At 51.2% G+C, this 22,968-nt stretch carries 20 protein-coding genes; 12 read left to right on the top strand and 8 right to left on the bottom strand.

Going from position 1 to position 22,968, the window contains the following annotated elements; translation table 11 throughout:
* Positions 1–229: 229 nt before the first annotated feature.
* A complete protein-coding gene (locus CWI84_RS04400) occupies positions 230–2,413 on the top strand; it encodes a S8 family peptidase (RefSeq protein WP_126841361.1) in 2,184 nt (727 codons plus the stop codon).
* Positions 2,414–2,482: 69 nt separating this feature from the next.
* On the opposite strand, the gene CWI84_RS04395 is transcribed toward CWI84_RS04400, so the two are convergent.
* Genes CWI84_RS04395 through CWI84_RS04385 form a run of 3 tightly spaced genes read right to left on the bottom strand, consistent with a single transcriptional unit; the run spans position 2,483 to position 4,465 of the window.
* Complete coding sequence (locus CWI84_RS04395) at positions 2,483–2,905, bottom strand: MAPEG family protein (protein WP_126841360.1); 423 nt, start codon at positions 2,903–2,905, stop codon at positions 2,483–2,485.
* 21 nt (positions 2,906–2,926) lie between these two features.
* Positions 2,927–3,697, bottom strand: a complete 771-nt coding sequence (gene murI, locus CWI84_RS04390; RefSeq protein ID WP_126841359.1) for a glutamate racemase — start codon at positions 3,695–3,697, stop codon at positions 2,927–2,929.
* A gap of 57 nt (positions 3,698–3,754) precedes the next feature.
* A complete protein-coding gene (locus CWI84_RS04385) occupies positions 3,755–4,465 on the bottom strand; it encodes a ZIP family metal transporter (RefSeq protein ID WP_126841358.1) in 711 nt (236 codons plus the stop codon).
* An 80-nt stretch (positions 4,466–4,545) separates the two neighbouring features.
* Here CWI84_RS04385 and CWI84_RS04380 point away from each other — a divergent pair, with 80 nt between their 5' ends.
* Positions 4,546–5,808: a transporter substrate-binding domain-containing protein gene (locus CWI84_RS04380; protein WP_126841357.1), complete on the top strand. Its 1,263-nt coding sequence runs from the start codon at positions 4,546–4,548 to the stop codon at positions 5,806–5,808.
* 1 nt (position 5,809) lies between these two features.
* Here CWI84_RS04380 and CWI84_RS04375 read toward each other — a convergent pair whose 3' ends face one another.
* A complete protein-coding gene (locus CWI84_RS04375; RefSeq protein ID WP_241968727.1) occupies positions 5,810–6,670 on the bottom strand; it encodes an NAD(P)-dependent oxidoreductase in 861 nt (286 codons plus the stop codon).
* A gap of 366 nt (positions 6,671–7,036) precedes the next feature.
* Between CWI84_RS04375 and CWI84_RS04370 the strand changes: the two genes are divergently transcribed.
* From CWI84_RS04370 to CWI84_RS04355, 4 genes are read left to right on the top strand one after another with little or no spacing between them, the layout of a single operon-like run.
* Positions 7,037–7,252, top strand: coding sequence for a DUF4177 domain-containing protein (locus tag CWI84_RS04370; protein WP_126841356.1), 216 nt, complete (start codon positions 7,037–7,039; stop codon positions 7,250–7,252).
* A 3-nt stretch (positions 7,253–7,255) separates the two neighbouring features.
* A complete protein-coding gene (gene yidD / locus CWI84_RS04365; protein WP_126841355.1) occupies positions 7,256–7,480 on the top strand; it encodes a membrane protein insertion efficiency factor YidD in 225 nt (74 codons plus the stop codon).
* A 19-nt stretch (positions 7,481–7,499) separates the two neighbouring features.
* Positions 7,500–7,874, top strand: coding sequence for a TM2 domain-containing protein (locus CWI84_RS04360; protein ID WP_338034255.1), 375 nt, complete (start codon positions 7,500–7,502; stop codon positions 7,872–7,874).
* 26 nt (positions 7,875–7,900) lie between these two features.
* Positions 7,901–8,650, top strand: coding sequence for an SDR family oxidoreductase (locus tag CWI84_RS04355; protein WP_126841354.1), 750 nt, complete (start codon positions 7,901–7,903; stop codon positions 8,648–8,650).
* Between the two features lie 21 nt (positions 8,651–8,671).
* On the opposite strand, the gene CWI84_RS04350 is transcribed toward CWI84_RS04355, so the two are convergent.
* From CWI84_RS04350 to CWI84_RS04335, 4 genes are all read right to left on the bottom strand, one after another.
* On the bottom strand, positions 8,672–9,685 hold the full coding sequence (locus CWI84_RS04350; RefSeq protein WP_126841353.1) for a zinc-dependent alcohol dehydrogenase family protein: 1,014 nt from the start codon (positions 9,683–9,685) through the stop codon (positions 8,672–8,674).
* An 87-nt stretch (positions 9,686–9,772) separates the two neighbouring features.
* Positions 9,773–11,431 (bottom strand): cellulose biosynthesis protein BcsG, encoded by a 1,659-nt coding sequence (gene bcsG / locus CWI84_RS04345; RefSeq protein WP_126841352.1) that lies wholly within the window; start codon positions 11,429–11,431, stop codon positions 9,773–9,775.
* Entirely contained in the window at positions 11,421–11,624 is a 204-nt protein-coding gene (locus CWI84_RS04340; protein ID WP_126841351.1) for a hypothetical protein, read from the bottom strand. Before CWI84_RS04340 ends, bcsG begins: the two co-directional genes overlap by 11 nt.
* A complete protein-coding gene (locus CWI84_RS04335) occupies positions 11,624–13,207 on the bottom strand; it encodes a BcsE family c-di-GMP-binding protein (RefSeq protein ID WP_126841350.1) in 1,584 nt (527 codons plus the stop codon). Before CWI84_RS04335 ends, CWI84_RS04340 begins: the two co-directional genes overlap by 1 nt.
* Before the next feature lie 75 nt (positions 13,208–13,282).
* Here CWI84_RS04335 and CWI84_RS04330 point away from each other — a divergent pair, with 75 nt between their 5' ends.
* Genes CWI84_RS04330 through CWI84_RS04305 form a run of 6 tightly spaced genes read left to right on the top strand, consistent with a single transcriptional unit; the run spans position 13,283 to position 22,968 of the window.
* On the top strand, positions 13,283–13,495 hold the full coding sequence (locus CWI84_RS04330) for a cellulose biosynthesis BcsR family protein (RefSeq protein WP_126841349.1): 213 nt from the start codon (positions 13,283–13,285) through the stop codon (positions 13,493–13,495).
* A complete protein-coding gene (locus CWI84_RS04325) occupies positions 13,492–14,286 on the top strand; it encodes a cellulose synthase operon protein YhjQ/BcsQ (protein WP_157980995.1) in 795 nt (264 codons plus the stop codon). Before CWI84_RS04330 ends, CWI84_RS04325 begins: the two co-directional genes overlap by 4 nt.
* Positions 14,287–14,288: 2 nt before the next feature.
* Positions 14,289–16,862 (top strand): UDP-forming cellulose synthase catalytic subunit, encoded by a 2,574-nt coding sequence (gene bcsA / locus CWI84_RS04320; protein ID WP_126841347.1) that lies wholly within the window; start codon positions 14,289–14,291, stop codon positions 16,860–16,862.
* Positions 16,859–19,159 carry a cellulose biosynthesis cyclic di-GMP-binding regulatory protein BcsB gene (locus CWI84_RS04315; protein WP_126841346.1) on the top strand — a complete coding sequence of 767 codons (2,301 nt, stop codon included), beginning with the start codon at positions 16,859–16,861 and terminating at the stop codon, positions 19,157–19,159. The genes bcsA and CWI84_RS04315 overlap by 4 nt, the downstream gene beginning before the upstream one ends.
* Positions 19,140–20,312, top strand: coding sequence for a cellulose synthase complex periplasmic endoglucanase BcsZ (gene bcsZ, locus CWI84_RS04310; RefSeq protein ID WP_126841345.1), 1,173 nt, complete (start codon positions 19,140–19,142; stop codon positions 20,310–20,312). Before CWI84_RS04315 ends, bcsZ begins: the two co-directional genes overlap by 20 nt.
* Complete coding sequence (locus CWI84_RS04305; RefSeq protein ID WP_157980994.1) at positions 20,281–22,968, top strand: cellulose biosynthesis protein BcsC; 2,688 nt, start codon at positions 20,281–20,283, stop codon at positions 22,966–22,968. Before bcsZ ends, CWI84_RS04305 begins: the two co-directional genes overlap by 32 nt.

The raw sequence follows: 22,968 nt of genomic DNA, 5'->3' as shown, positions 1-22,968 counted from the left end.
CTACTGAGAATATAAAAGCGTTGTTAAATAACAAACTTTCACCATAGATCCCCCGTAAACTGGGGATTTTGGCGACTTTTTCACCACGTCAAAACATTATCTTTTCGACGATTTTTGACGTCAAAAAATTTATTTACAATTTAGTAACAATAAAACACCATCTTGTATGACGATTTATGCGGTTCGTCATTTCGATAAGTAACGTATAAATAACAACAACAGGGTTATTATGAAACATACTCGAAAACTCACCGCTTTGTCGGGCGCTTTAGCGATTGCCACCTTGGCAGGACTGAGCACCCTTCCAGCGTCAGCAATGCAACAAATCGACGCAGGCCAAAGCAACGGGAAAGTCACTAAACTTCCGTCTCAAGGCAAAGCAAGTTCATCGAAACAACAAGCTCAAGGTCCAGTTACGGGCTTCATCGTTCGCTTTAAGTCAGGTTCACGCTTGGCAACGGCAGCAGCAACACCGGCCGGTCAAAATGGCCTTCAACGCGCTCAGCAAGTGGCTGCAACAGCTAGCCGTGTTGCCGCGGAATTATCCAACAGCGTAGGTGTTGAACTAAAATTTGAACGTGAAATGGCGCTTCAACGTCACTTCGTCTTCGACTTAGGCAAGCGCCTAAATAGCGCGGAAAAAGCGCGCGTTATGCAACAGCTACAAGACAACCCAGAAGTAGAATTTGTCGAAGAAAACCGTATGTTGCACATTATGGCGACACCGGACGATACGCGTTACAGCGATCAGTGGCACTACTACGAAGCGACCGGTGGCTTGAATGCACCAGCGGCTTGGGATGTTACTGACGGTAGCGGTTCAGTGGTTGCTGTGCTTGATACCGGTTATCGCCCACACGCTGATTTGGCGGCAAACATCCTGCCAGGCTACGACATGATTTCCGACAGCTTTGTTGGTAACGATGGCGACGGCCGCGACAGCGATCCGAAAGATCCAGGTGACTGGATTGCCGCAGGCCAATGTGGCAACGGCTATCCTGCACAAGACCAAGATTCTAGCTGGCACGGTACTCACGTAGCGGGCACTATCGCCGCAGTCACTAACAACAACAATGGTGTTGCTGGTGTGGCTTATGGCGCGAAAGTTGTTCCAGTGCGTGTCCTCGGCCGTTGTGGTGGTACTACAGCAGACATTGCTGACGCTATTATCTGGGCATCTGGTGGTTCAGTACCTGGCGTACCAACCAACAACAACCCAGCGGACGTTATCAACATGAGCTTAGGTGGCCAAGGTGCGTGCTCTAGCACTACTCAGCAGGCTATCAACACCGCTCGTGCTAACGGCACAGCACTTGTAATCGCTGCGGGTAACAGCAACGATAACTCAGCAAACTATAACCCAGGTAACTGTTCTGGCGTTATCAACGTTGCAGCAACAGACCGCAACGGTGGTCGTTCGTACTATTCAAACTACGGCTCGAACGTTGATGTTGCTGGTCCGGGTGGTGCAATGTCATCAGCGACCGATCCAAACGGTATTTTGTCGACTTACAACACCGGTACAACAACACCGGGCAGCGATACTTACGGTTATTTACAAGGTACATCGATGGCAACCCCACACGTTGCGGGTGTAGCGGCACTGATTAAAGCCGCCGATCCAACAGCAACACCGGACGACATCGAGAACATCTTGAAGCAGACAACTCGTACCTTCCCTGGCACCTGTAACGGTTGTGGTACCGGTATCGTTGACGCTGGCGCGGCTGTGCAAGCAGCAGCAGGCGGTGGCACTGGTGGCGGTACAGGTGGCAACGGCACGCTAGAAAACGGCGTGGCAGAAACTAACCTAAGTGGCGCGCAAGGCAGTGAGCAGTTCTTTACGCTTGACGTTCCAAGCGGTGCGACCGACCTAACCTTCACGATGTCTGGTGGTACGGGCGATGCCGACTTATATGTTCAGTTCGGTTCAGACCCAACCACAAGCAGCTATGACTGCCGTCCTTACAAGAGTGGTAACAATGAAACTTGTACCATCAGTAATGTACAAGCCGGTACTTACCACGTCATGATCCGTGGCTATCAAGCATACTCTGGTGTGTCTTTGGTGGGCCAATACACTGACGGTTCATCAGGCGGCGGTGCCTCTGGCGGCGGCGGTACTGTTGAGAACATCTCAGCATCTACTGGTAACTGGAAATACTACACCGTTGACGTACCAGCAGGCATGAGCTCGCTCGACGTCTCTATCTACGGTGGAACTGGCGATGCTGATCTTTATGTTCAGTTCGGTAGCAACCCAACAACCAGTTCTTATGAGTGCCGTCCTTACCTGCAAGGTAACAACGAAACTTGTAATATCAGCAACCCGCAGGCAGGCACATACCACATCGGTATTCGTGCTTACCAAAGCTTTAGCGGTGTGACCCTGGACGCTTACTACGCGCCATAACAGTATGGCTCGTTGAAGCATAAAAAAAGCCACGCAACATTGCGTGGCTTTTCTTTTAAGCCTAGGTGATTACAGTAATCGCACCATAGCACCAATCAGCAACACCAGGTTTGCGACCCAAGCAATCATGAAGAAATAACTCCGTGGACTCGGGTTTTTATTGGTGGCAATACCGTAGTAAAGCACCATATGAATCAACCGAGCGAAAAACATCACACCCACACACCAAGCAGCAAAGTCTGGCGAAACCCCGACAAAAATAGCTAAAACAATCGTGCCCAGCATCGCACCCAAGTTTTCAACGGTGTTTTGGTGCGTCCGCCAAGCGCGAAAGACGAAATTCTGGTGGTCCATTTCCGCTGGGGGTTTGCCCGGAATAGCACCCTCTTGCCCCGCTTTAGGTCCAGCAGCGAAAACCCACTGCACCTTAACCATGAACAAAATCATCGCCGTCCAAACCAGCGCCCAGTGATATTGCATCGCAATACTCATGCCTCTCTCCTTACGTTATTGTTATTTTACGTCTAGTAAGCCCCAACGTTCTGCCACCCGCTTTACGCCATCGACGTTTTCCGAGGCCAATATGGTTAACTCAGTATGGTCGAATTGTTGCTGCAGATCACAATGTTGTTCTAGCCAATGCATCATCGCTTCACCGGAGTGAATGGTTTTAGCCCCCGCGAAGTGCTGACTGAGTGCAGCGGCGATTAATGGATAGTGGGTGCAGCCCAATACGATGGTTTTCGGTGTTTGCCAATCAGGGAGTGCTTGCATCGGAGAAAAATAGTGCTCGAAAGCCGCGTTTAGCACACTGCCGGAGTACAGCCCTTCTTCAACAATCGGCACGAACAGTGGCGTTGCCATCGCCATTACGTTGTTGAAGCCCAATGCCTGAATCCGGCGTTGGTATTCTCCTGAGCGAATCGTCGATTGGGTTGCAATAATCAATACCGGATCTTGATGATGTGCGCCTGCCAACTGTTCTAACGCCAACACCCCGGGTTCCAAAACACCATAAACGGGTTTATTGGAAAACCGTTGCATCTCTTGCAGCGCCACCACACTGACGGTGTTACAAGCCACCACTAAAAAATCGACGTCGACACCATTAAAGAACTCAACCGCCTCTAGCGCGTAGCGCGTAACGGTATTGCTGTCTTTACTACCGTATGGCACCCGGGCGGTATCACAGTAATACACCAACTCACTAAAGCGCTGGCTGGCTTGCAAGGCCTTGGCAACGGTTAGGCCACCGACACCGCTATCAAACACGCCGACTTTCATTATTGCATTCCTTTGTTACTGCTTACCCTGACTGTTATCACGCCATTATAGCCCGTTTTATCCACCAACCAATTGTTTACTGAGCATGCCGATAATAAAGCCCACCACTGCCCCTAAATTTGGTAGCCAGTGACGGCGCATTTTGGCTTGCGGAGCAATGTCTTGGAACACTAAATAGAGAATTCCGCCGGCGGCAAAGCTCATAATTGTCGCGTTCACTTCTGGATAACCGGTTAACCAAGTGTATCCGGCCAGTGCCGCTAGTGGACCTAAGAATGCGATAGCAAACAGTCCCGCTAATGCGTGCCCACGCTTTATGCCAGCAGCAGTCAGTTCACGATAGGCATTGAAGCCTTCGGGGAAATTCTGTGCGCCAATAAAAATCGCCAGCAAAATTCCCGTGGTTGGATCTGTGGCAAATACCGCACCCAGCGATAGCGCTTCGGGTAAAAAGTCCATCAACATGGCAATAAACTGCGACGCCTGCCCTCCCTGCTTAGCCAACCAAGCATCAAGCAGCGCAAACGCCACGCCTCCGGCGGCAAAACATAACGCCAATTGCCAGGGGTTTAACCGATGCATGCCTTCTGGTACTAGGGCAAAGGCCACCGCAGAGACTAAAATCCCGCCCCCCAACGCCACCATGGCGTGGACAAACTCACGTTTTGCTGGCGTTTCTGCTGACCCTTCAAAGCGCGCCAGTACGCCGCCTAGGAACGACATCACACCAGCGCCCCAGGCCAAAATCATCATCCAAACTACCGTCATAACACGTCCTTTTACTAATTCTGCTATGGTTAACGCTAAAAGCCGCGCAAAAATTATGCAAGCGCGATAGCGAGGAAACGATGAAACGCTTTTTCCAAAAAGTCGCCGTGACAGGCGTTTTGCTGATACCATTTTGCGCCAGTTCGCAACAATCACTGCAGCTCCGAACCAGTGTCTCACCGCCTTACCAAGTGATGGTTAACGGCGAACTCAGCGGTAAATCGGTGCAAATTCTGCAGTGCGTTTTTGACCGAATGAGTATTAAACCGGATATCAGTGTCGTGCCTCGCCGTCGAGCCGAACATGATGTTGAAGAGGGTTATGCTAACGGCTACTTCAGCCTTATCAGTAATAAACGGTCGGATAAGTTTGCCACGCTATCAGCACCGTTGGCATTAGAGAAGTGGTTTTTAGTCAGCACTCAACAACAATCCCCTATCGCGATAGAAAACCTCAGCAACTACCGTCTGGGCGCGGTGCGTGGTAGCAACGAAGGCTATTGGTTAGAAGACCAATTTTCAAACGTCGAACTGCAGCAAACCAATACCGTTGAACAACTGGTAAAACTGACGGCAGAAGGCCGTATTGATGGCTTTATTGCCGATAGGCGTCTACTCGACGAAGCGCTAGCAATGTGGCCTGCTAAACAACCGCGCATGCGCTTACAGTTTTTACGCTACGCCCAACTTGGGGTGTATTTTCGCAATGACTTTTTACACAGGCATCCGGGCTTTCTGCAAAGTTTTAATCGCTATTTAGCCGACTGTCAGCCAGAGCACCTTGAGTTATCAAGCCAAGAACGTCAGTACCTGATCACTCTGCTTGATCCGGTCTTGCACAAAGTTATCAATGACCCAATGCTGTGGCGTTCTTTGCGACAGCGCAAGTTGCATCCACTCACGAAGGAGGACATCGCGCGCCGCAACAAGCTGTGGGAAGAAGCGCATGAGAGTGGTAGCGTTGATATCGACAAAACTTGGATCGACCACGACTCCTCGATACGGCTTAAACAATGGCTCAGCCAAATGCCACCCGGCATTACTGAGATTATTGTCTTCGACCAGCAAGGCGCCAACCTTGCCATCAGCCAGATGACGACCGACTATGATCAAAGCGACGAACCCAAATACCAACAAACCGTTGCTGCGCAAAACGTTCGCCCCTACCTGAGTAGCATCTCTTATGACCAATCAACACGTACTTTCCAAACGCAACTGTCTTACGCCATTCGTGACGATGCAGAAAACTTTATTGGTGGAGTGACTGTGGGATTAGATATTGAGGCTTTCTTAACCGGTCGCAAAGTGCCATTGGAGATGGCACTAAGCGAGGTGATTGAATAAGTTATTTCTGGTAAAGCTTAGCGACTGCGGTCAGGTTTTCGCCGCCAAAGCCTTGTTCCATGGCTTTTCGGAATACCGCTCGAGCCGCTTTTGATACCGGCATATCGGCACCAGCCGCCTGTTCTACATAGCGAAAATCTTTTTCGACTAATTCAACGGGGAACTGCGGTGCAAAGTTTTGTTCTACCATGGTGGAAGTCAGATAATTGGCGATGGGTGCCCATACCGTGGTAGCGGAAACCGCCTTTAACGTTTGTTCCACATCAACGCCATTGTGTTTAAGCATGCCAATAAGTTCAGCAAAGGCCGTTGCTTGAATACCGAGCATCGCATTGGTGGCTAATTTGGCGAGCGCCCCAGAACCGATGTCGCCGACATATTCCGACGCTTTAGCATTGGCGCGAAACAGCGGCTCAACCTTGTCAAACGCCGCCTTATCGCCCCCCACTAAATAGACCAATTGAGCATTCTCTGCAGGTTTGCGAGTGCCTGACACTGGCGCTTCGAGTAAGGTAATGCCGCGTTGTTTTGCAACGTCAGCCAATTTTTTTACCCCTGCAACCGACAGCGTGGAACTGTCAACCGCAATAGCGCCTTGCTTCATACCGTTAAACGCACCATGCTCCGGCGCTGACCATACTTCCATAGAGGCATCGTCATCACGCACCATAACCATCACTACATCAGCCTCTTTGGCCGCCTCTGCCGGGCTGTCAGCAACCGTTGCGCCAACTTTTGCAAAAGCTTCCGTCGCGGCTTTGCTGCGGTTCCAAACGGTCAAGGGGTAGCCAGCATCTAACAAATTTTTCGCCATCCGGCTGCCCATGGCGCCGAGTCCTAAAAAAGCAATTTTTTGCATCATGTCGTCCTATCTTGGTTGGCAAGCATATTGATAGGTACTGATTTTAGGGCCAAGCAGATTCATCGTCACCTTTGTTAAAACTCTTCGCTGGTAAACCACGCGGTACCGAGCCATCATCAATGCTAAACGCCATCGCCAATGCTGCTGCCAGCGCTGCGGTGACTTCAAACTGATACTGGGTGCGCCGAGAAGAACATGGTTAGAGTGATAATTGCGGTAATGCATAGCATTCCGGTAATAGGTACCCATAAGTCCGACATACAACCCTCTTTGTAATATTCTGTTCTGTCGCTATGAGTTATTTGACGCCCCACTGAGTCTCACTTACTCTTGAAAATCGAATAATTACAAGTGTAAGGAAACATTATGCCAACGTTCAGCGAGTACAAAGTCATGCACATTGTCGAAGGTGGCTGCGGCACCATTCTATTAGGCTCTAGCGGTTTACCGTTAAAGCAGATCGAATCGACATTGAATGCTGAAGCTGCCCACGGCTGGCAGTTGGTGTTCCAAGTTATTGAGAAAAAACGCTTTTTTCTGTTCTGGGAGCGGGAGGCCGCAATTATTACCTTAGGTCGATAACCGATGTTTCGCCGTGGTTTGTTGCGCATAATCCGCTGGTACCAAGCTAAAGGAGGCTCGAGGCGACTGCTCAATACTGAGTGTAATTTTATCCCAAGTTGCTCAGAGTATACCTATCAGGCTATCGAAAAGTACGGCGTATGGCAGGGGGTTAGAATGGGGCTGCAACGCATTCGCCGTTGTAATAATCCGGACTGCGACAACAAGGCCTACGACCCATTACATTAGCCCAGAGGATTACGACACGATGATGTCCCAACAACAATTAGAACAAGAAGAAGAAGCACTAAGACAGCAGATACGACAACTCAGCTCTAGCCAGCGACAATGCTATTACGAAAGAGAAAAGCAGGAGATCAAAGATCCCGACACCTTTGCCGCGCTGAACTATTTCTTTGTTGCCGGCTTGCACCATTTGTACCTCGGTAAAACGGCACACGGAATTGCCAACTTAGTACTAATGACCATTGGGCTTATTTTTTTTAGTATCGGTGGCTGGCTATTGGTGGCCGCCGTAATCGTTATTGAGTTGCCACAACTATTTTGGTCACAGCGCATTGTCCATCAATACAATAATCAAGTGATGCGGAAAATCCTTAATGATTTACAGCAGAACCGTTAATGCAAACTTAACGGCGCGGAAATAACATGATAAGAAAAAATATTTTGATCACTGGCGCCAGCTCCGGTCTTGGTCGCGGAATGGCTATAGAGTTTGCCAAAAAGGGTCGTAACCTCGCTTTGTGCGCACGGCGTATGGAGCGCTTAACTGAACTCAAACAAGAGTTACTCACCCTGAACCCAGACATCACTGTTTCGATAAAGCCATTGGATGTGAACGATCACCAGGCGGTGTTTCAAGTATTTAATGAATTCCGTGATGAATTGGGCCAGTTAGACCGCGTGATCATCAATGCCGGCATGGGTAAAGGTGCCTCTATTGGTACGGGCTATTTCGAAGCCAACAAACAAACCGCGGAAACCAATTTTATTGCCGCATTAGCCCAAGCCGAAGCCGCCATGACTATCTTCCGCGAGCAAAATGCTGGGCACTTGGTGACCATGTCGTCAATTTCTGCGGTGCGCGGATTCCGCCGCGCGATGACCGTGTACGCCGCAACCAAAGCCGCATTAACTTCGCTTAGCGAGGGTATTCGCCTAGACGTCATGAACACCCCGATCAAGGTCAGTTGTGTGCATCCGGGCTTTATTCGCAGCGAAATCAACGAAAAAGTGAAGAAGGTGCCGTTTATTGTCGACACTGATGTAGGTTGCAGAGCGTTAGTCAAAGCCATTGAAAAAGAACGCGACAACAGTTACGTGCCCACATGGCCTTGGGCACTATTGCATTGGTGGCTGCGGATAGCGCCCAAAAGCACTATCCGCGCTATGAGTTAAGCCGCGCTATGAGTTGAACCTTTACCAACGCACACAAACCTTGCCGAAGTGTTTACCGTTTTGCTGGTAATCAAACGCTTCGGCAAGTTTTTCAAAGGCGTAGGTTTTGTCGATGACTGGGCGAATGTCGGTTTGTTCCAAGGCCCGAATATAGTCTTGTTGCTGTTGACGGTTGCCGACAATCAAACCCTGTAAGCGAATATGCTTAGCCATTAATGCGGCGGTGGCGACATCACCTTTTATTCCCGTCAACACACCGATTAATGCAATGTGGCCACCCACGGCAGCAGCCGTAATAGATTGGTTCAAGGTATCAGGGCCACCCACTTCAATAATGTGCTCGGCACCTTTCCCGTCCGTCAGTTTTTGTACCTGTTCGCCCCACTCTGGCGCTTTTTTATAGTTAATGGTGGCATCCGCACCTAGCTCTTGCGCTCGCGCCAGCTTCTCATCAGATGATGAGGTGATGATCACTCGCGCGCCCATCGCTTTGGCAATTTGCAATGCGGCAATGGAAACGCCGCCGGTGCCCAGAGCCACCACGGTGTCTCCCGCCTTGAGGTTGCCATCCACCACCAATGCACGCCATGCGGTAAGGCCTGCTGTGGTGATCGTAGCGGCCTCTTCATGCGACCAGCCTTTCGGTGCATGCGTAAATGCTTCGGCTTGGCACACCACCGTTTGCGCAGCCATGCCATCAATGCCATCACCCGGCGTTTGCTCGAAGTTAGCGACTGCGGGAATAGGATCTCCGCTTAGCCACTGAGGGAAAAAGGTCGACACCACAGCATCACCTTGCTTGAACTCGTTCACGCCCTCACCGACCGCGGTGACAATACCCGCACCGTCCGACAGCAGTACACGTCCATCGTCTGCTTTAATTCGCCCTAAAGCGACTGATAGATCGTGAAAGTTCAGTGAACTGGCTTTGATATCTACCTGAATTTCACCACGCCCCGGCTGCTGCGGCTTGTCCTGATCAATGACCTGTAGATTTTCTAAACCACCCGGTTGTTTAACGACTACGGCTTTCATTATTCACTCCTGGTTACTGCATGCTGTACATTGCATTACCTTAGAAGCGTTCTGTTTGGATCGCCATGTGATTTACAAAATCGGTGTTCATCGAGCGCCCGGGTACACCATCCAGTCTTGGTTTTCGATTTTTAGCCACAGTTCCAACTGGTGCTCCATCACCTTTACACCCTCGTTTTCCGCCACATAGGGGCGTTGCGGGAGGCTTCTCACCGCTGCCTCAAGGTCTAGCTTTTGCGATGCGACGGGATGTTGCGCCAGAATTTCATAGATGGTTGAAGACACGGCGGTTGGCCCTAACGGTTCGGAGACCAATACCGGGGTATCAGTGCTGCGTTCAACATTGGGCGCAATCAAACGAATCATTACTGGCACTTTCGTTAGCGCTGGCGTGGGGATTTCGCGTACGCCAGGCAACTGCATGCTATCGCCTTGCAATCCTGAACCATGCTCAGGAGCGATAACCACCAACGTCGGTCGACCACTGGCTTTAACGTAATCGTAAAAGCTATTCAGTTCGTCGAGTAAGTTGCGAAGACGTTGCGGATAACTGCGCGCACTATCGCTGGCACCGCCGCCGTTTGCCTTGGCCGCGCTGACAAGGCGATTGCCATCGTGCAAACTGATGGTGTTATAAAAGGTAAATTGCTGCTGGGTAGCACCATGTTTTGCTTGATCCACCAGCCCCGTTAAAATGCTCAAGTCGTCGTAAACCGGTGTGCCATCAAAGCTGACCATGGTTTGCGGCGCATTGCTAGCAACCGTTACCGGTAACCCTGCAAAGCCCCCGTGTTCTTGCAGTAGGGTCTTGAAATTATCAAATTCGCCAGTGTGGTTGAGCACCAACTGGCTGTTGTAGCCCAGTTCCGCCAGCGATTCCGTTAAGAAGCATTGGTTATTGGTGGCCTCGTAGAGTTTATCGTGCGGCACGTGGCCACAGTTTGCCCGCAATAACCGTAGCGCTGCGGGGCCAGAATACGAGCTGCCACTGGTGTATTGGTCAAAAATAATGTCTTGGCGGCGCAAAAAGGCATGATCGGCCAAGTTATAAGTGCGCAAATCTTGCCAAGAGAGCGAGCAGATATTAATGACAATGATGTCTATTTCGGCTGCCGGAGCGCCTATTGGCCGCTCTAAAACCCGAGACTGTTGGCGATAGAATGCTTGCAGTATCGCATCCGGATCGGTCGCTGACATATTCGGTTGGGCGGCTCCTACGGGGTTAACTGCTTGTCGAGAAACCTGCGGTTGAATGTCCAAAGGCCGCTGCAATGGCGCTTGTAACCAAACCGCAAGGACCACCAACATCACCGATATCACGGTCATTCTGAGCACCCGCCGAATATACAGGTAAACAATCCACGCCACCATTACTACGGCGATGGTTTCAAGCGGCACTAGCCGTTCAATCAGCTCTAATAAATAGCTCCAGCTAAACTGGCTGACTTGTTCCCACTGCGCAATTAGCCGAGAAAATGGCGGCAAATGACTTTCGGCATATAACAGTACTAGCGCGGCGGGTATTGCGAAAAGTTGTCGCAACGCCCGCAACCCAGTGTTAGGTAATGGCACTACTAACACGGCAATAAAAGCGGCGTTCCAAATACCGAGCAAGGTCAGGCTGCCCAATAATGCCAGCACCGCCTTACCGATAAAATAAAAACTCCAGCCTTGTAGGCCAGGCCAGGTAAACACGGGAGTCGCGGTTAATTGTCGACGCTGGCGTTGGTACAAATCATCCAGCATCACGTGAACCCTTTTCAGAACGCGCGCTTGCCACTAATTTTTTTCGAGGACGAAAGTAACTCATCATTGCTATCCAGTTAATCAGCTTACTAAACAAGCGCCGCAGAATGGCCATAACGGTAGAGCCCATTAGTAGTCCGGCGACCAATGTTGCCAGTAAAATCTCCCAAGTTAACTGTTCGGGCAACCACATTATTGGTCTCTCCATTTGGCAGGTTTCGGCCGAACTGGCTCTCTAAAAACTTGGCTGGTCGATGCTTTTGTCTCCGTTGCGCCTTCATGTTTGCTAAACGATTTTTCTAAAATAGCCTGGCTATCGTCGCGCTCGGGCTCATGAGCGATTTGTTGCGTCAATTCATTCAATGCCTGCTGAATAAGCTGGGTTGAGCAGTAACGCGTCTCGCGCGAGAAAATACTGTCGCTGGGTAAACCGATCAAAAACTTCAGCACGCCGCTGACATCCGATTCGCGGCAGGCAAATAAGTAAATATAAATGGCACCGTCGGCAATCGTCACAACGTCACCCTCTCGCCGGTTTTGAAACTGTGCGGCAATCTGAATCAGGTCTAAACCATCCATCGGTTCGCCGCGAATTAAGGCGGAATGAATACCGTTGATGCCGGCGTAGTTGCTGGTTTTCATCACCTCTTTCACGAATTGTTGTGGCGCTAAATACCCCTGTAGGCGCTGGCGTTCATAATCGCCCAAAATTCGCGAAAGTGTCGGCAGTATGGGCCGCGTGAAACGCCATCCAGCAGTATTGTCGATCAACACCATAATGCGCCCTAGCTTTAACTCAAAGGGGATGATCATAGTGGCACCGGCATGCAGCAGTAAATTTTCATCTTCGTGACGAATGGGCTTAGCGATTTCGCGGATGAAAATACGGATATTAGGACCAAAAAACATCCGCATACTGTGCACCCGCTGAGCAAGTTCGATGATCGAATCTTTTACCGTAATGCCCAACAAAATGCTACCCGGTGAGTTTTCTGGCACTTCTTGTTGCCAATCTTCTAATCGCTTTAGCGCTTGCCATTGCCCCGGCGCCGTTTCGGTAGGCAAAATAGCGTATGGTGAGTACCAAACCTCATCAGACTGTACCAGTGTATCGATGTATTTTTGCTCATTCAGTTGGTGCAATGAGAGTTTAGGTAGCCCTGAATCGAATTCATCCACCAACAGATTGCGCATTACTACGTCTTGGTCGGTATACCAGTGCTCAATATCCCAGTGCCAATAGTGTTCGGCCCGGTATAGCAGAGATAAACTGTTTGCCATTGAACTGGCCGCAACAACCCATTGGCTCAGTGGTGATTGATTCACGTCGCCCTGAGCGACCATAACAATTAGCTTACGCTTTTCTTGCGCCCAAGACCGTAATTCCAGTAAACCGCGTTGCTGAAACATCAGCTCTGAAAACAGCGTCGGCTGCAAACTGTTTAGTTCAATATACACAAGTGGGTAAGCGCTCGTGGCCGCCTCTAGTGCGTGCAAAAAAGCGGATAGCTTTGGCTTGGCTCTATGCTTGATTTCAACAAGATTTAACGCATGAGAACGCGGTAATACTTGCTGCTGCTCTTGGATATCGTCGATGGTTGCGCCAGAGCCGATAACACAAACCGGGGCGGCAGCATTGAGGTTGATTAAGATGGCATTACGCCATGCCGCAGAGTCGGTCGCGAGCATATGCACTTCGCCCCAGCTAAATTCCGGGATGAGCGCGGGCGAATCATGAAAAATGTCATTGAAGTCGGGTAACGCTAAATGCGACAACAGCAATACTCTTTGTTGAAACTGTGTTAACAAACATTATATTATAGAAAAAACGTTAAAAAAACAGGTAGATTCGTGACCGAAGATAAGTTGCACCCTCCTGCCGATGATATCCGTGCCTTGCGTGAGCATGCGCAAGAGCCGAATATCCAATTCATAGAAATTGCCAGTTCCGAACGCGTGCTTGCCATTCGCCAGCAATGGCCATTAGTGCAATATCCTTTAGCCAGCCTGCCGCTGTTCCAGCAGGCAGTCGTCGACGATGCAAAACAGCAGGCGCGCGGATGAAAATTATTGCGTTGTGTTCAGCGACCCCGGGCGCCGGTTGCACCACTATTGCTAGTCACTTGGTATTGGCGATGCAGCGCCTCGGCCGCCATGCAGTGGTTTTAGATGGCGACCCTCGCAATCAGGTTCGCCTACATTTCGGCATGGATCCACGAGAGCGCGATGGTTGGTGGATAAAGGACGGTGAACCGTTCTGCTTTAGCGATGCTGCCTATGTGGCAGCGCCCGCTTTAGATGCAGCCCAGATAAGCGCGCATTTTATTCCCTTTGGCGAAAGTAGCGTGATGTTGGAAGCCGATAGCAACTACCAAACGATGGTGCGCTCGCCAAAAGCACTGGAGCATGGCTTGGCTGAATCGGCGTTTGCCGACGATGCGATCGTTTTTATTACCACCAGCGATCAGTTTTCATTGCTGCAATACCAAGCGCTTAGCATTGCCGATGAAGTGATTGCGGTAGCCACGCCCAACCCACTGTGGCAGTTGCAGCTATCGCGGTTTTACCAAACTATTCGCTCAACGCGCGCAGAACACGATAACAGCTTTCGGGTGCTGGTTAATCAATGCCGTCCTGAAGTCAGGCTGTGCAACGACATGGTGCAACTAATGCAAGCTGAAATCAGTGCTGAGGTGATGATTCCGTTGGTTCTGCACCAAGATCAACACGTCCCCGAGGCGCTAGCTACCCAGCAACTGGTTGATGACTACCAACCGGCCGCACAATTTGCCAAAGAGGTTGATGCCTTGGCGTTATGGCTACAGGCGCAGCTAATGGATAGAGATAATGGATAGCGATGATGCTGACTGAGCACTGGCGCCAGTGGCGCCGACAAGCCACACGCGGCTCTAGCATTGTGCATTTGTTGATCATTTATGCGCACGCTCTGTTGGTGAACGACCAACAGCCGTTACGAGGTAGCCATTCTAAATATTCGTTCCACTATTGGTTTCCGCAAATTAACGTTAACCATTTGCGCCCGTTGGATCCAATACGGATGGTTATTCAGCTACTTTGGTTGATGCTGTTTAAGGGTCCGTCTGAATTGCCAGACAATACGGTTGCGACTCAAAGCCGTTTTCGCCGTAGCGTGACGCACTATAAAAACAAAGCGCTTATGCGTTATAAAAGCTTGCGGCGCTTATTGCTTCCAATAAAACGCTGGCAACGCCGAATCAGTAAAAAAACCATTGCTCTGAGTGCCGAGATCACTTGGGCGGGCGGTTGGGTACTGTATTTAACCCTAGCGGTGATACTCATCGGGTTAGGGTTAATCATTACCATCCCCATGGCAACAGGCGCGCAAGTGATTATGCTGTTGGCGTTCTGGAGCGTGGCAATGTGGGTGCGGGACATTCCGGGGCGCATTCCCATGATGCTGATGATGATTATCAGCATTACCGTGAGCACTCGTTATATCTGGTGGCGCGTAACCCATACTCTGAACTGGGATTCTGGGCTTAACTTAACCCTCGGGCTGTTGCTGTTGGCGGCCGAACTGTATGCGTGGACTATTTTGATTCTGGGATACATTCAAACCGCTTGGCCATTGCAACGAAAAGTCGCGCAACTGCCTGCCGATACGAGTTTGTGGCCTTCTGTGGACGTTTATATACCCACCTACAACGAACCGTTGCACGTGGTACGCAATACCATTTTAGCGGCCCAGCAAATTGAATGGCCACAGGAGAAGCTCAATATTTACGTGCTTGACGATGGCAAACGTGCTGATTTTAAAGCCTTCTGTGCAGAAGTGGGCGTCGGTTACCTTATTCGCCCGAATAATTATCATGCGAAAGCGGGCAACCTTAACCACGCGTTAACGCAAACCTCCGGCGAATACATCACTATTTTTGACTGTGACCATATTCCCACTCGCTCGTTTTTGCAGTTAACCGTCGGTTGGTTCCTGCGTGATCCAAAATTGGCACTGCTACAAACGCCACACCACTTTTTCTCTCCCGACCCGTTTGAGAAGAACCTGAATTTATTCCGTTCTCGGCCAAACGAAGGCGAACTGTTTTACGGCCTTATTCAAGATGGTAACGACCTCTGGAATGCGTCGTTTTTCTGCGGCTCGTGCGCGGTATTGAAACGCGGACCATTAGAAGAAGTCGGCGGCATAGCGGTAGAAACTGTGACAGAAGATGCTCACACCGCACTCAAGTTGCATCGCCGAGGGTATAGTTCTGCTTATTTGAACATCCCCCAAGCAGCAGGGCTTGCCACCGAAACTTTGGCGGCCCATATTGGCCAACGGATGCGCTGGGCGCGCGGCATGGCACAAATATTCCGAATCGATAACCCGCTGCGCGGTAAAGGCCTAAACTGGGGCCAACGATTGTGTTATTTGAATGCCATGCTGTATTTTTTAAATGGTTTACCGCGGTTAATATTCCTGACCGCACCACTGGCATTCTTGCTGCTGGGAAGTTATTTGGTGTTCGCGCCAGCGATTATGATCGCCGCTTATGCGCTGCCCCACATTATTCATGCCAACCTAACCAATTCGCGGACTCAAGGGCGGTTCCGCAATTCGTTTTGGGCGGAAATGTATGAAACGGTGTTAGCCTGGTATATCTTCCGTCCGACCACCGTTGCCCTTTTTGCTCCGCATAAAGGCAAATTTAACGTGACCGCCAAAGGCGGTTTAACCGAGCGCAGTTTCTTCGATTGGAAAATTTCGGTGCCCTATGTGGTGCTGGTAGCCATGAGCTTTACTGGTTTAGGTTTTGGTATCTGGCGTTTAGCCTATGGCCCCGAAGACCAGTTCCTCACGGTTATTCTAAACTTGCTGTGGGTGTTTTATAACTTGATTATTTTGGGCGGTGCGGTCGCGGTTGCGGAAGAAGCGAGACAGGTGCGAGTCGCCCATCGGATTGCCGTGCAACGCCCAACTCATGTACTTACTAAAGGCGGCCACCGCTATCATGCAACCTTGGTGGACTATTCCGAGCATGGTGTAGCGCTGACCATTAAGTACCCTCACGCATTAGCGATAGACGAAGTATTCCAATTTACCCTGACCGCGGGCGAACGGCCGGTGAGCTTCCGCGCGCGGGTCATTTCCGTGCGCGACCAGTCAGTGGGCGCAATTTTGCTGCTCAACACCCTAGAAGAACAGCGTAACTTTGTCGGTGCAACCTTTAGCCGTGCCGATGCTTGGCTGGGCTGGCGTGATGCCGATAACCTCGACCAACCTATTCGCAGCTTACGCGAAGTTGTCGCGATTGGACTGCGTGGCTACCAACGTATGGCTAAACAGTTTGTACCGTTTTTAGAACCTATTTTTGTGCATTTCCAAACGCTGTGGCTGTGGCTAACCACACTCTTACCGCAGCGCCCTGGCAGCCGAGGAGAGCTACTATGAGCCGCTTAGTAAAGCCCGTAAAACCTTCAGCAAACGCGTGGAGAGTATTGCCATTTATTGCCGCCTTCGCGTTACTGATGAGCTTTACCCTGCGAGCGCAGCCGCAAGAGCCAACAGTGCATACGGTGGAAACCAACTTCCGCCAATTAACTCGCGGGAACCCGATTGAACTGAACGGCTTAAACCAACAAGCGAGTGTGGATTTCGGCGGTCGCTACGACCAAGTGGTCACCAACGCTGAATTAGACTTGCGGATTTCCACCTCGCCAGTGCTGAACAGCGAAAAAGCACAACTGTTGATTTACGTGAACAACGAACTTGCGCAGACTATTCGCCTGAGCGCAGCCACGGATCAAGCAACGCCGATGCGCCGCAAAGTTAACCTGCCCGGCTACCTGTTCGCCAACTACAACCAAATTCGCTTTCGTCTGATCGATGGAGAGGTCTATCAACAATGCTCATCCGGCAGCTATTCCTCGTGGATTGCGATCGATTCGCGCAGCACGCTTAGCTTAACCACCAAGCAGCTACCCTATGCCAACGAGTTAGCGTACTTTCCTGAGCCATGGTTCCATGCCTCCGACTTTGATGCGGCAAAGTTCCAATTGTTACTCCCACAACAACCCAGCACGACTACGTTGCAAGCCGGCGCGATTTTAGTGTCGCATTTTGCCGCCTTAGCCGATTGGCGTGAGGTACAAATTAGCGAAGACGAATTCCAACGTACCACTCGGTTGCGCATCAACGAAGACGGTGAAAACGTTCTCGACTTGAGCGAATGGCCCGCAGCACACAGCATGGTTCTGGTGCAGAATGAACAGTGGCCAACCGGTTTAAAAGCCGCCAATGCCGATGTTATCGCTGCACTACCAGAAGCCGACGAACCACAAATTATTGCCTTAACCAACCCGCGTTATCCGGCCTACAAGGTATTGGTTTTGCGGGCAAAAAAACCCGCCGATTTGGTCACAGCGGCGCAGGCTTTAGCGACCGTGAAAAGCGGCTTTAGCGGGGCTTTTGCGGTGTTACGGCCACAGCCCATGCCAGAGGTTAAACCCTACCAGGCACCAAACTGGATAAGTACCGAGCGCCCGGTGCTGTTTAGCGAATTAGTCAGCAATGAGCAGGCGCTGCAACGCAAAGGGTATTCTCCGCAGCCAATTACCGTGAGCTTACGCTTGCCACCGGACCTTTTCACTTGGCAAGCCGATGAAATCCCGCTGGACTTGAACTACCGCTTTACCCCTGCGGAGGGTGCTACCGAGAACCAACTCACGGTTAAAGTAAACGACCTCTTTGTAAAAGCCTTCCCGCTGGATGGCGATGAACAGGTAGAGAACGGTCGCAGAATGCGTATTCCGCTGATCGATAGCGGCTTATTCTCTGAGCATTCGGTGAGTATTCCGGCATTTAAAATGGGCCTGATTAACGAATTACAGTTCCAGTTTGCCTTTGCCCAGCCTGCCAACTGTTTAATTAAGCCACTGGATAGCAATTACGGTGCGATCGACGGCGACTCGAGTATCGACTTATCCGGCTACAGCCATTATGTCGCGCTACCAGAGCTCAGCCTAACAGCGAAAACCGGTTTTCCGTACACGCGTATGCACGACCTCAGCGAAACCGTAATGATAGTGGCGGAACAACCCAGTGCCGAGGCCAAGCAGCTCAGCTTGCGATTAGCCGCTGAGTTTGCCCGCTCTACCGGCGCCGCAGGCACGGGGTTAACCATCACTACGCTGGACCAATTTAACCCCAAAGCGAACGTCGACGTGATTTTAGTCGGCCCAGAAGTACTCGCTGACTGGCGTCAACGCTACGGCGACGAGGCGCTCCAGCGCGAATTGCGAGCGCAACCGTTAGCCGGACGCGAGGACTTATTCAACAATCCGAAACGCTACTTTGAGAACAGCGGCCCTAGCGCAGCCATTGTCGCGTTTGCTTCGCCGTTCCATAAGCAACGCACTGTCACTGTTTATACCGCAACTTCGGAGGACTTTTTGGCGCGCATTAACGAAGTTCTCCGCGATGCGCAAGCGGCCAACAACGTCGCCGGATTTCTGACCGTGATGACACCCGTGCAGGTAAACAGTTTTGCCGCGCACCAACACTATTATGTCGGTAATCTCAGCGGCCTAACCTACTACGCCTATCACCTTTCTAAGTACCCGTTGCTGGTAGTGTTTATTGCCTTGCTACTACTCGGGATTGCAGCGATATTCTTACGTAAGATTTTTGGTGCGATAGCCCGAAAACGGCAATTGGGTAAAAAAAAGCATGACAACACCGCTGCGTAACACCGCGTTTGCAATGTGCGTGGCTCTGGTAGCAACGCTGCTGGGGTGTAGCCCCCAGTGGCAACAACCAGAAGCACCTAGTTTGCAATACCAACACCACTGGCAGCGGCTAAAAAACCAATTTATTAGCCCGCAGGGTCGGGTGATTGACCTTGGCAGTGAGCGCGGTATAACCACCTCTGAGGGCCAGGCTTATGCCATGTTTATGGCCTTGGTTGCCAATGACCCTGCGACTTTCGCCAAACTATTACGCTGGACCCAAGAGCAGTTGTTGGCGGACCATACCTTCGGCCAGTCACCCGCTTGGCTATGGGGCCGCAATGATCAAGGCCAGTGGCAAGTACTGGATAACAACGCCGCCGCAGATGCCGATATCTGGATGGCTTATGCGTTGCTAACCGCGGGGAAGCGCTGGCAACAGCCGCAGTATAGCGATTACGGTCGTGCGTTAGCCAATCAGGTGTTAAAACATCAGACTCGCAAAACCTCCGAAGGGTTAGTGTTATTGCCCGGGCCACAAGGATTTGTGCGCGAACATGGCTTTACCATCAACCCTAGCTATTTTTCTTTGCCGCTGTTTATTGGCCTAGCGCAGCTTACCCAGGACAAACGCTGGCTACAGGTTCACCATACCAGCCTAATACTGTTGCAAAGAATGCAACGCCTTGGGGGTATACCGGATTGGGTGGATGTGAATACCCGCTTGCAGATAACCTCGCAACAAACGCAGGCCGATGCAGCCAATAAATTGCATGGCAGTTACGATGCCATTCGCAGCTACTTATGGCTACGCATGGAAGCCGACCGCTCAGGACAGTCTCTGCGTCAGTTATCACTGCGGTTTAACGCCCTAAACAACCGTCTGCAACAGTTACCCGCCCCGCAACAGTTATTGCTCAGCAAAGGCGCTGAGCCAACCTTTGAGGGCCAAGCGCCGGTAGGATTCTACCCCGCTTATGCGCATTATCTTGGAACCAGCGCCAGCCAAAGCTTGTGGCAGCAGGTGGCAGGCTGGCCAGAAGCGCAGTACGCCGACCGCTACTATGACACAATGTTACTGTTATTCGGCGTCGGCTATAACCAGTGTTACCGTTTTACTCAACAAGGAGCCTTGCAAATTAATGCTGCATCGAATTGCCAAGCTTCCAACTAAGCACTGTGCTATTACCTTAGCAACGCTCATCACACTTGCCGCACCGACGGTGTCTGCTCAAGCGGCTAAGACGGACAACACCGCGGCGCAATCGGTAGTTGAGTTGATTGCAGAGCGCTTGCAGCTCTGGCAAAACGAGGGCCGCGACGACCGCGTTGACCAACTATTACAGCAACTCGCCAGGAGCAACCCAAACCATCCGTTGCTGCTGGAAACACGCGCCCAATTGGCGTTACAACAGGGCGACAACGCGCAATTTCAACAACTTTTAAATAGACTCGAGCAAGTCGCACCCAATGCGCCAGAAACGGCACGCTTGCAAGAATTAGCCAACCTTACCGAACAGCAACGCAAAGCCCTAGCCAGTGCTCGCTTGTATAGTCTGTCGCAGCGCTATGACGAAGCCTACCAAGCCTACCGCAGCGTTTTCCCAGAAGCACCACTGAATCGCGCTCTGGCGATGGATTATTGGCGTTCAGCGAGTCAGGCAAGACACCATGAAGAAGCATTAGCTGGGTTGCGCCAATTACGCCAGCAATACCCAGATTCAGTAAACGTAGAATTGGAGCTTTACTCCGCGCAATTACGCGCGAACCAGCTAAGCAAAGCCTCAGCCGAGCGCGTTGAAGCGTTGATTGGCAACCCCCGTTTCAGCGCTAACGCACGCCAATTGTGGTTGCGCTATATCAATGCTGAACGCCCAGTACAGTCCTACCAGCTAACGGCATTGAAGCACTACTTGAGCGACTACCCACAGGACCTAGAAGCAAAAAGCTTATTGCGCAATCTCCAACAACAGCGCCAAGTCGAGATCGCCCGGGCTGCCATACCGCAGCCGCAACCCGCCCAGCGCCAGGCTGCCGCTGAACCCGCCGCTCCCGCTGCGCCGAGCCCGTGGGAAATTTACGATGCAGCGAAGCAAGATATTGCCAATGGCGACAGTGCTCAGGCTAAGCAACGTTTCGAGCAGTTGCTTCAAAAAACGCCCACAACCGATGCCCGGTTTGCTTATGCTTTGGTACTCAGCCAGCTTGATCAACGGCAGGCGGCTTTAACGCAACTGGCACAGATCCCCAGCGCACAAAAAACCGACAACATTAAAGATTTACAACAGCGCTTACAGCTCAACCAAGCACTTGCAGATAACGACCAAGACTACTTACTCAAACATTGGGATGAACTGGATGCCTATAACGCCAGCCGCGTGCTGAGTGCCCTTACTGAAACGCTCAATAACGCTCAGCAGGCACAACAAACGCCGCAGTTAAGCCAAGCTCAGGTAGAACAAAAACTGAAAGCCTACGCGAACGACATCGACCTGCTGATGGCAAGCAGTGACTACCTTCAAGCAATCGGCGCCGATGCTAGCGCATTTGCGTTAAACCAACAGGGGCTCGCTAATGGCAATGATGGCCAGAGCCCTTGGGTACCGACAGCTACCGACGATTGGCGGCGCAATCGACTTCGTAGCCAAGCGTTGGATTACATTAAAGCAAATGAAGCAGTATTAACGATCGCTTACGACTATCAGAGCCGAGACTCAACACCGGGCGTATCGTCATTAACCGCACAAACGCTGCTATTTGACCTAAGAGTACCTAGTAAAGACCTACTAGGCTTAGGCAGCGGTGAGTGGTTTATTAAAATCGACCCAACACGTGCCGACGCAGGTAGCGCTGATTTGACCGACGATTTTCTGCGCCAGCGCTTCGGCACTGGGCTGCTGTGCAATAACGACTGTGACTTGAGCCCGCGACCGCAAAACGACCAAGGCGTTGCCTTAGGTTTGGGTTTTACAACCTCAAACTGGAGCGCGGATATTGGTCGTTCGCCCATTGGCTTTAAGCGCTCCACCTGGACCGGTGGTTTGAGCTATTCATCAGACTTTGGCGAATTAGGTTGGTCACTGGGCGTCGAGCGGCGGATTCTGTCGTCCAGTTTACTCAACTTTGCCGCCATTGATGACTTTCGCACGGGGAAAACCTGGGGCCGAGTCACGCAGAATGGCATTAACCTCTCCGCAAGCTGGGACCAAGGTGGTGCTTTTGGCTGGTGGGGTTCGGCGGGCTACGACAAATACCTAGGGGTGAACACCGCCGATAATTCACGCTGGTATGCCTACTCAGGTGTGTATTGGCGCGCCTATAACACCGAGCCGTTTGCCGTTGATGTCGGGTTAACGGCGTTAACTTGGGGATTTGCTGACGATTCCAGTGAAGCCACCTTTGGTCAGGGTAACTATTACAGCCCGCAGAGCTACGCCTCGCTTAGCCTACCCATTACGATTTACGGCCGTTGGCAGCGGTTCTCGTATTTATTACGTGTATCCGTAGGTGGCTCGAAAACATCCGACGACGACGCGCTGTTTTTCCCCAACGACCCTGCACTGCAACAACAAGCCGTGGATGCACAAGGAACCACCTTTGTTGAGCCGGTATTTACCGGTGGCGACAGCAATGGCTTTAGCCGCAGCATTAACGCCGCTATTGAGTACCGTTTAACCCGCCACTGGTATATTGGCTTATCCGCAAACTTACAGCGTGCCGAGCTGTACACCCCCAACAACGGCATGATTTACCTGCGTTACCAGTTTGGCGGTTATTCACTGCCCCCACGCCGCCCACCAGAGCCACCGGTGCGCTATGTGGACTTCTAG

This window comes from Idiomarina tyrosinivorans, from assembly GCF_003987475.1.
Classification (GTDB): domain Bacteria; phylum Pseudomonadota; class Gammaproteobacteria; order Enterobacterales; family Alteromonadaceae; genus Idiomarina; species Idiomarina tyrosinivorans.
Note: the sequence above shows the minus strand (reverse complement) of the source record. Positions and strands in the feature narration are given on the sequence as shown.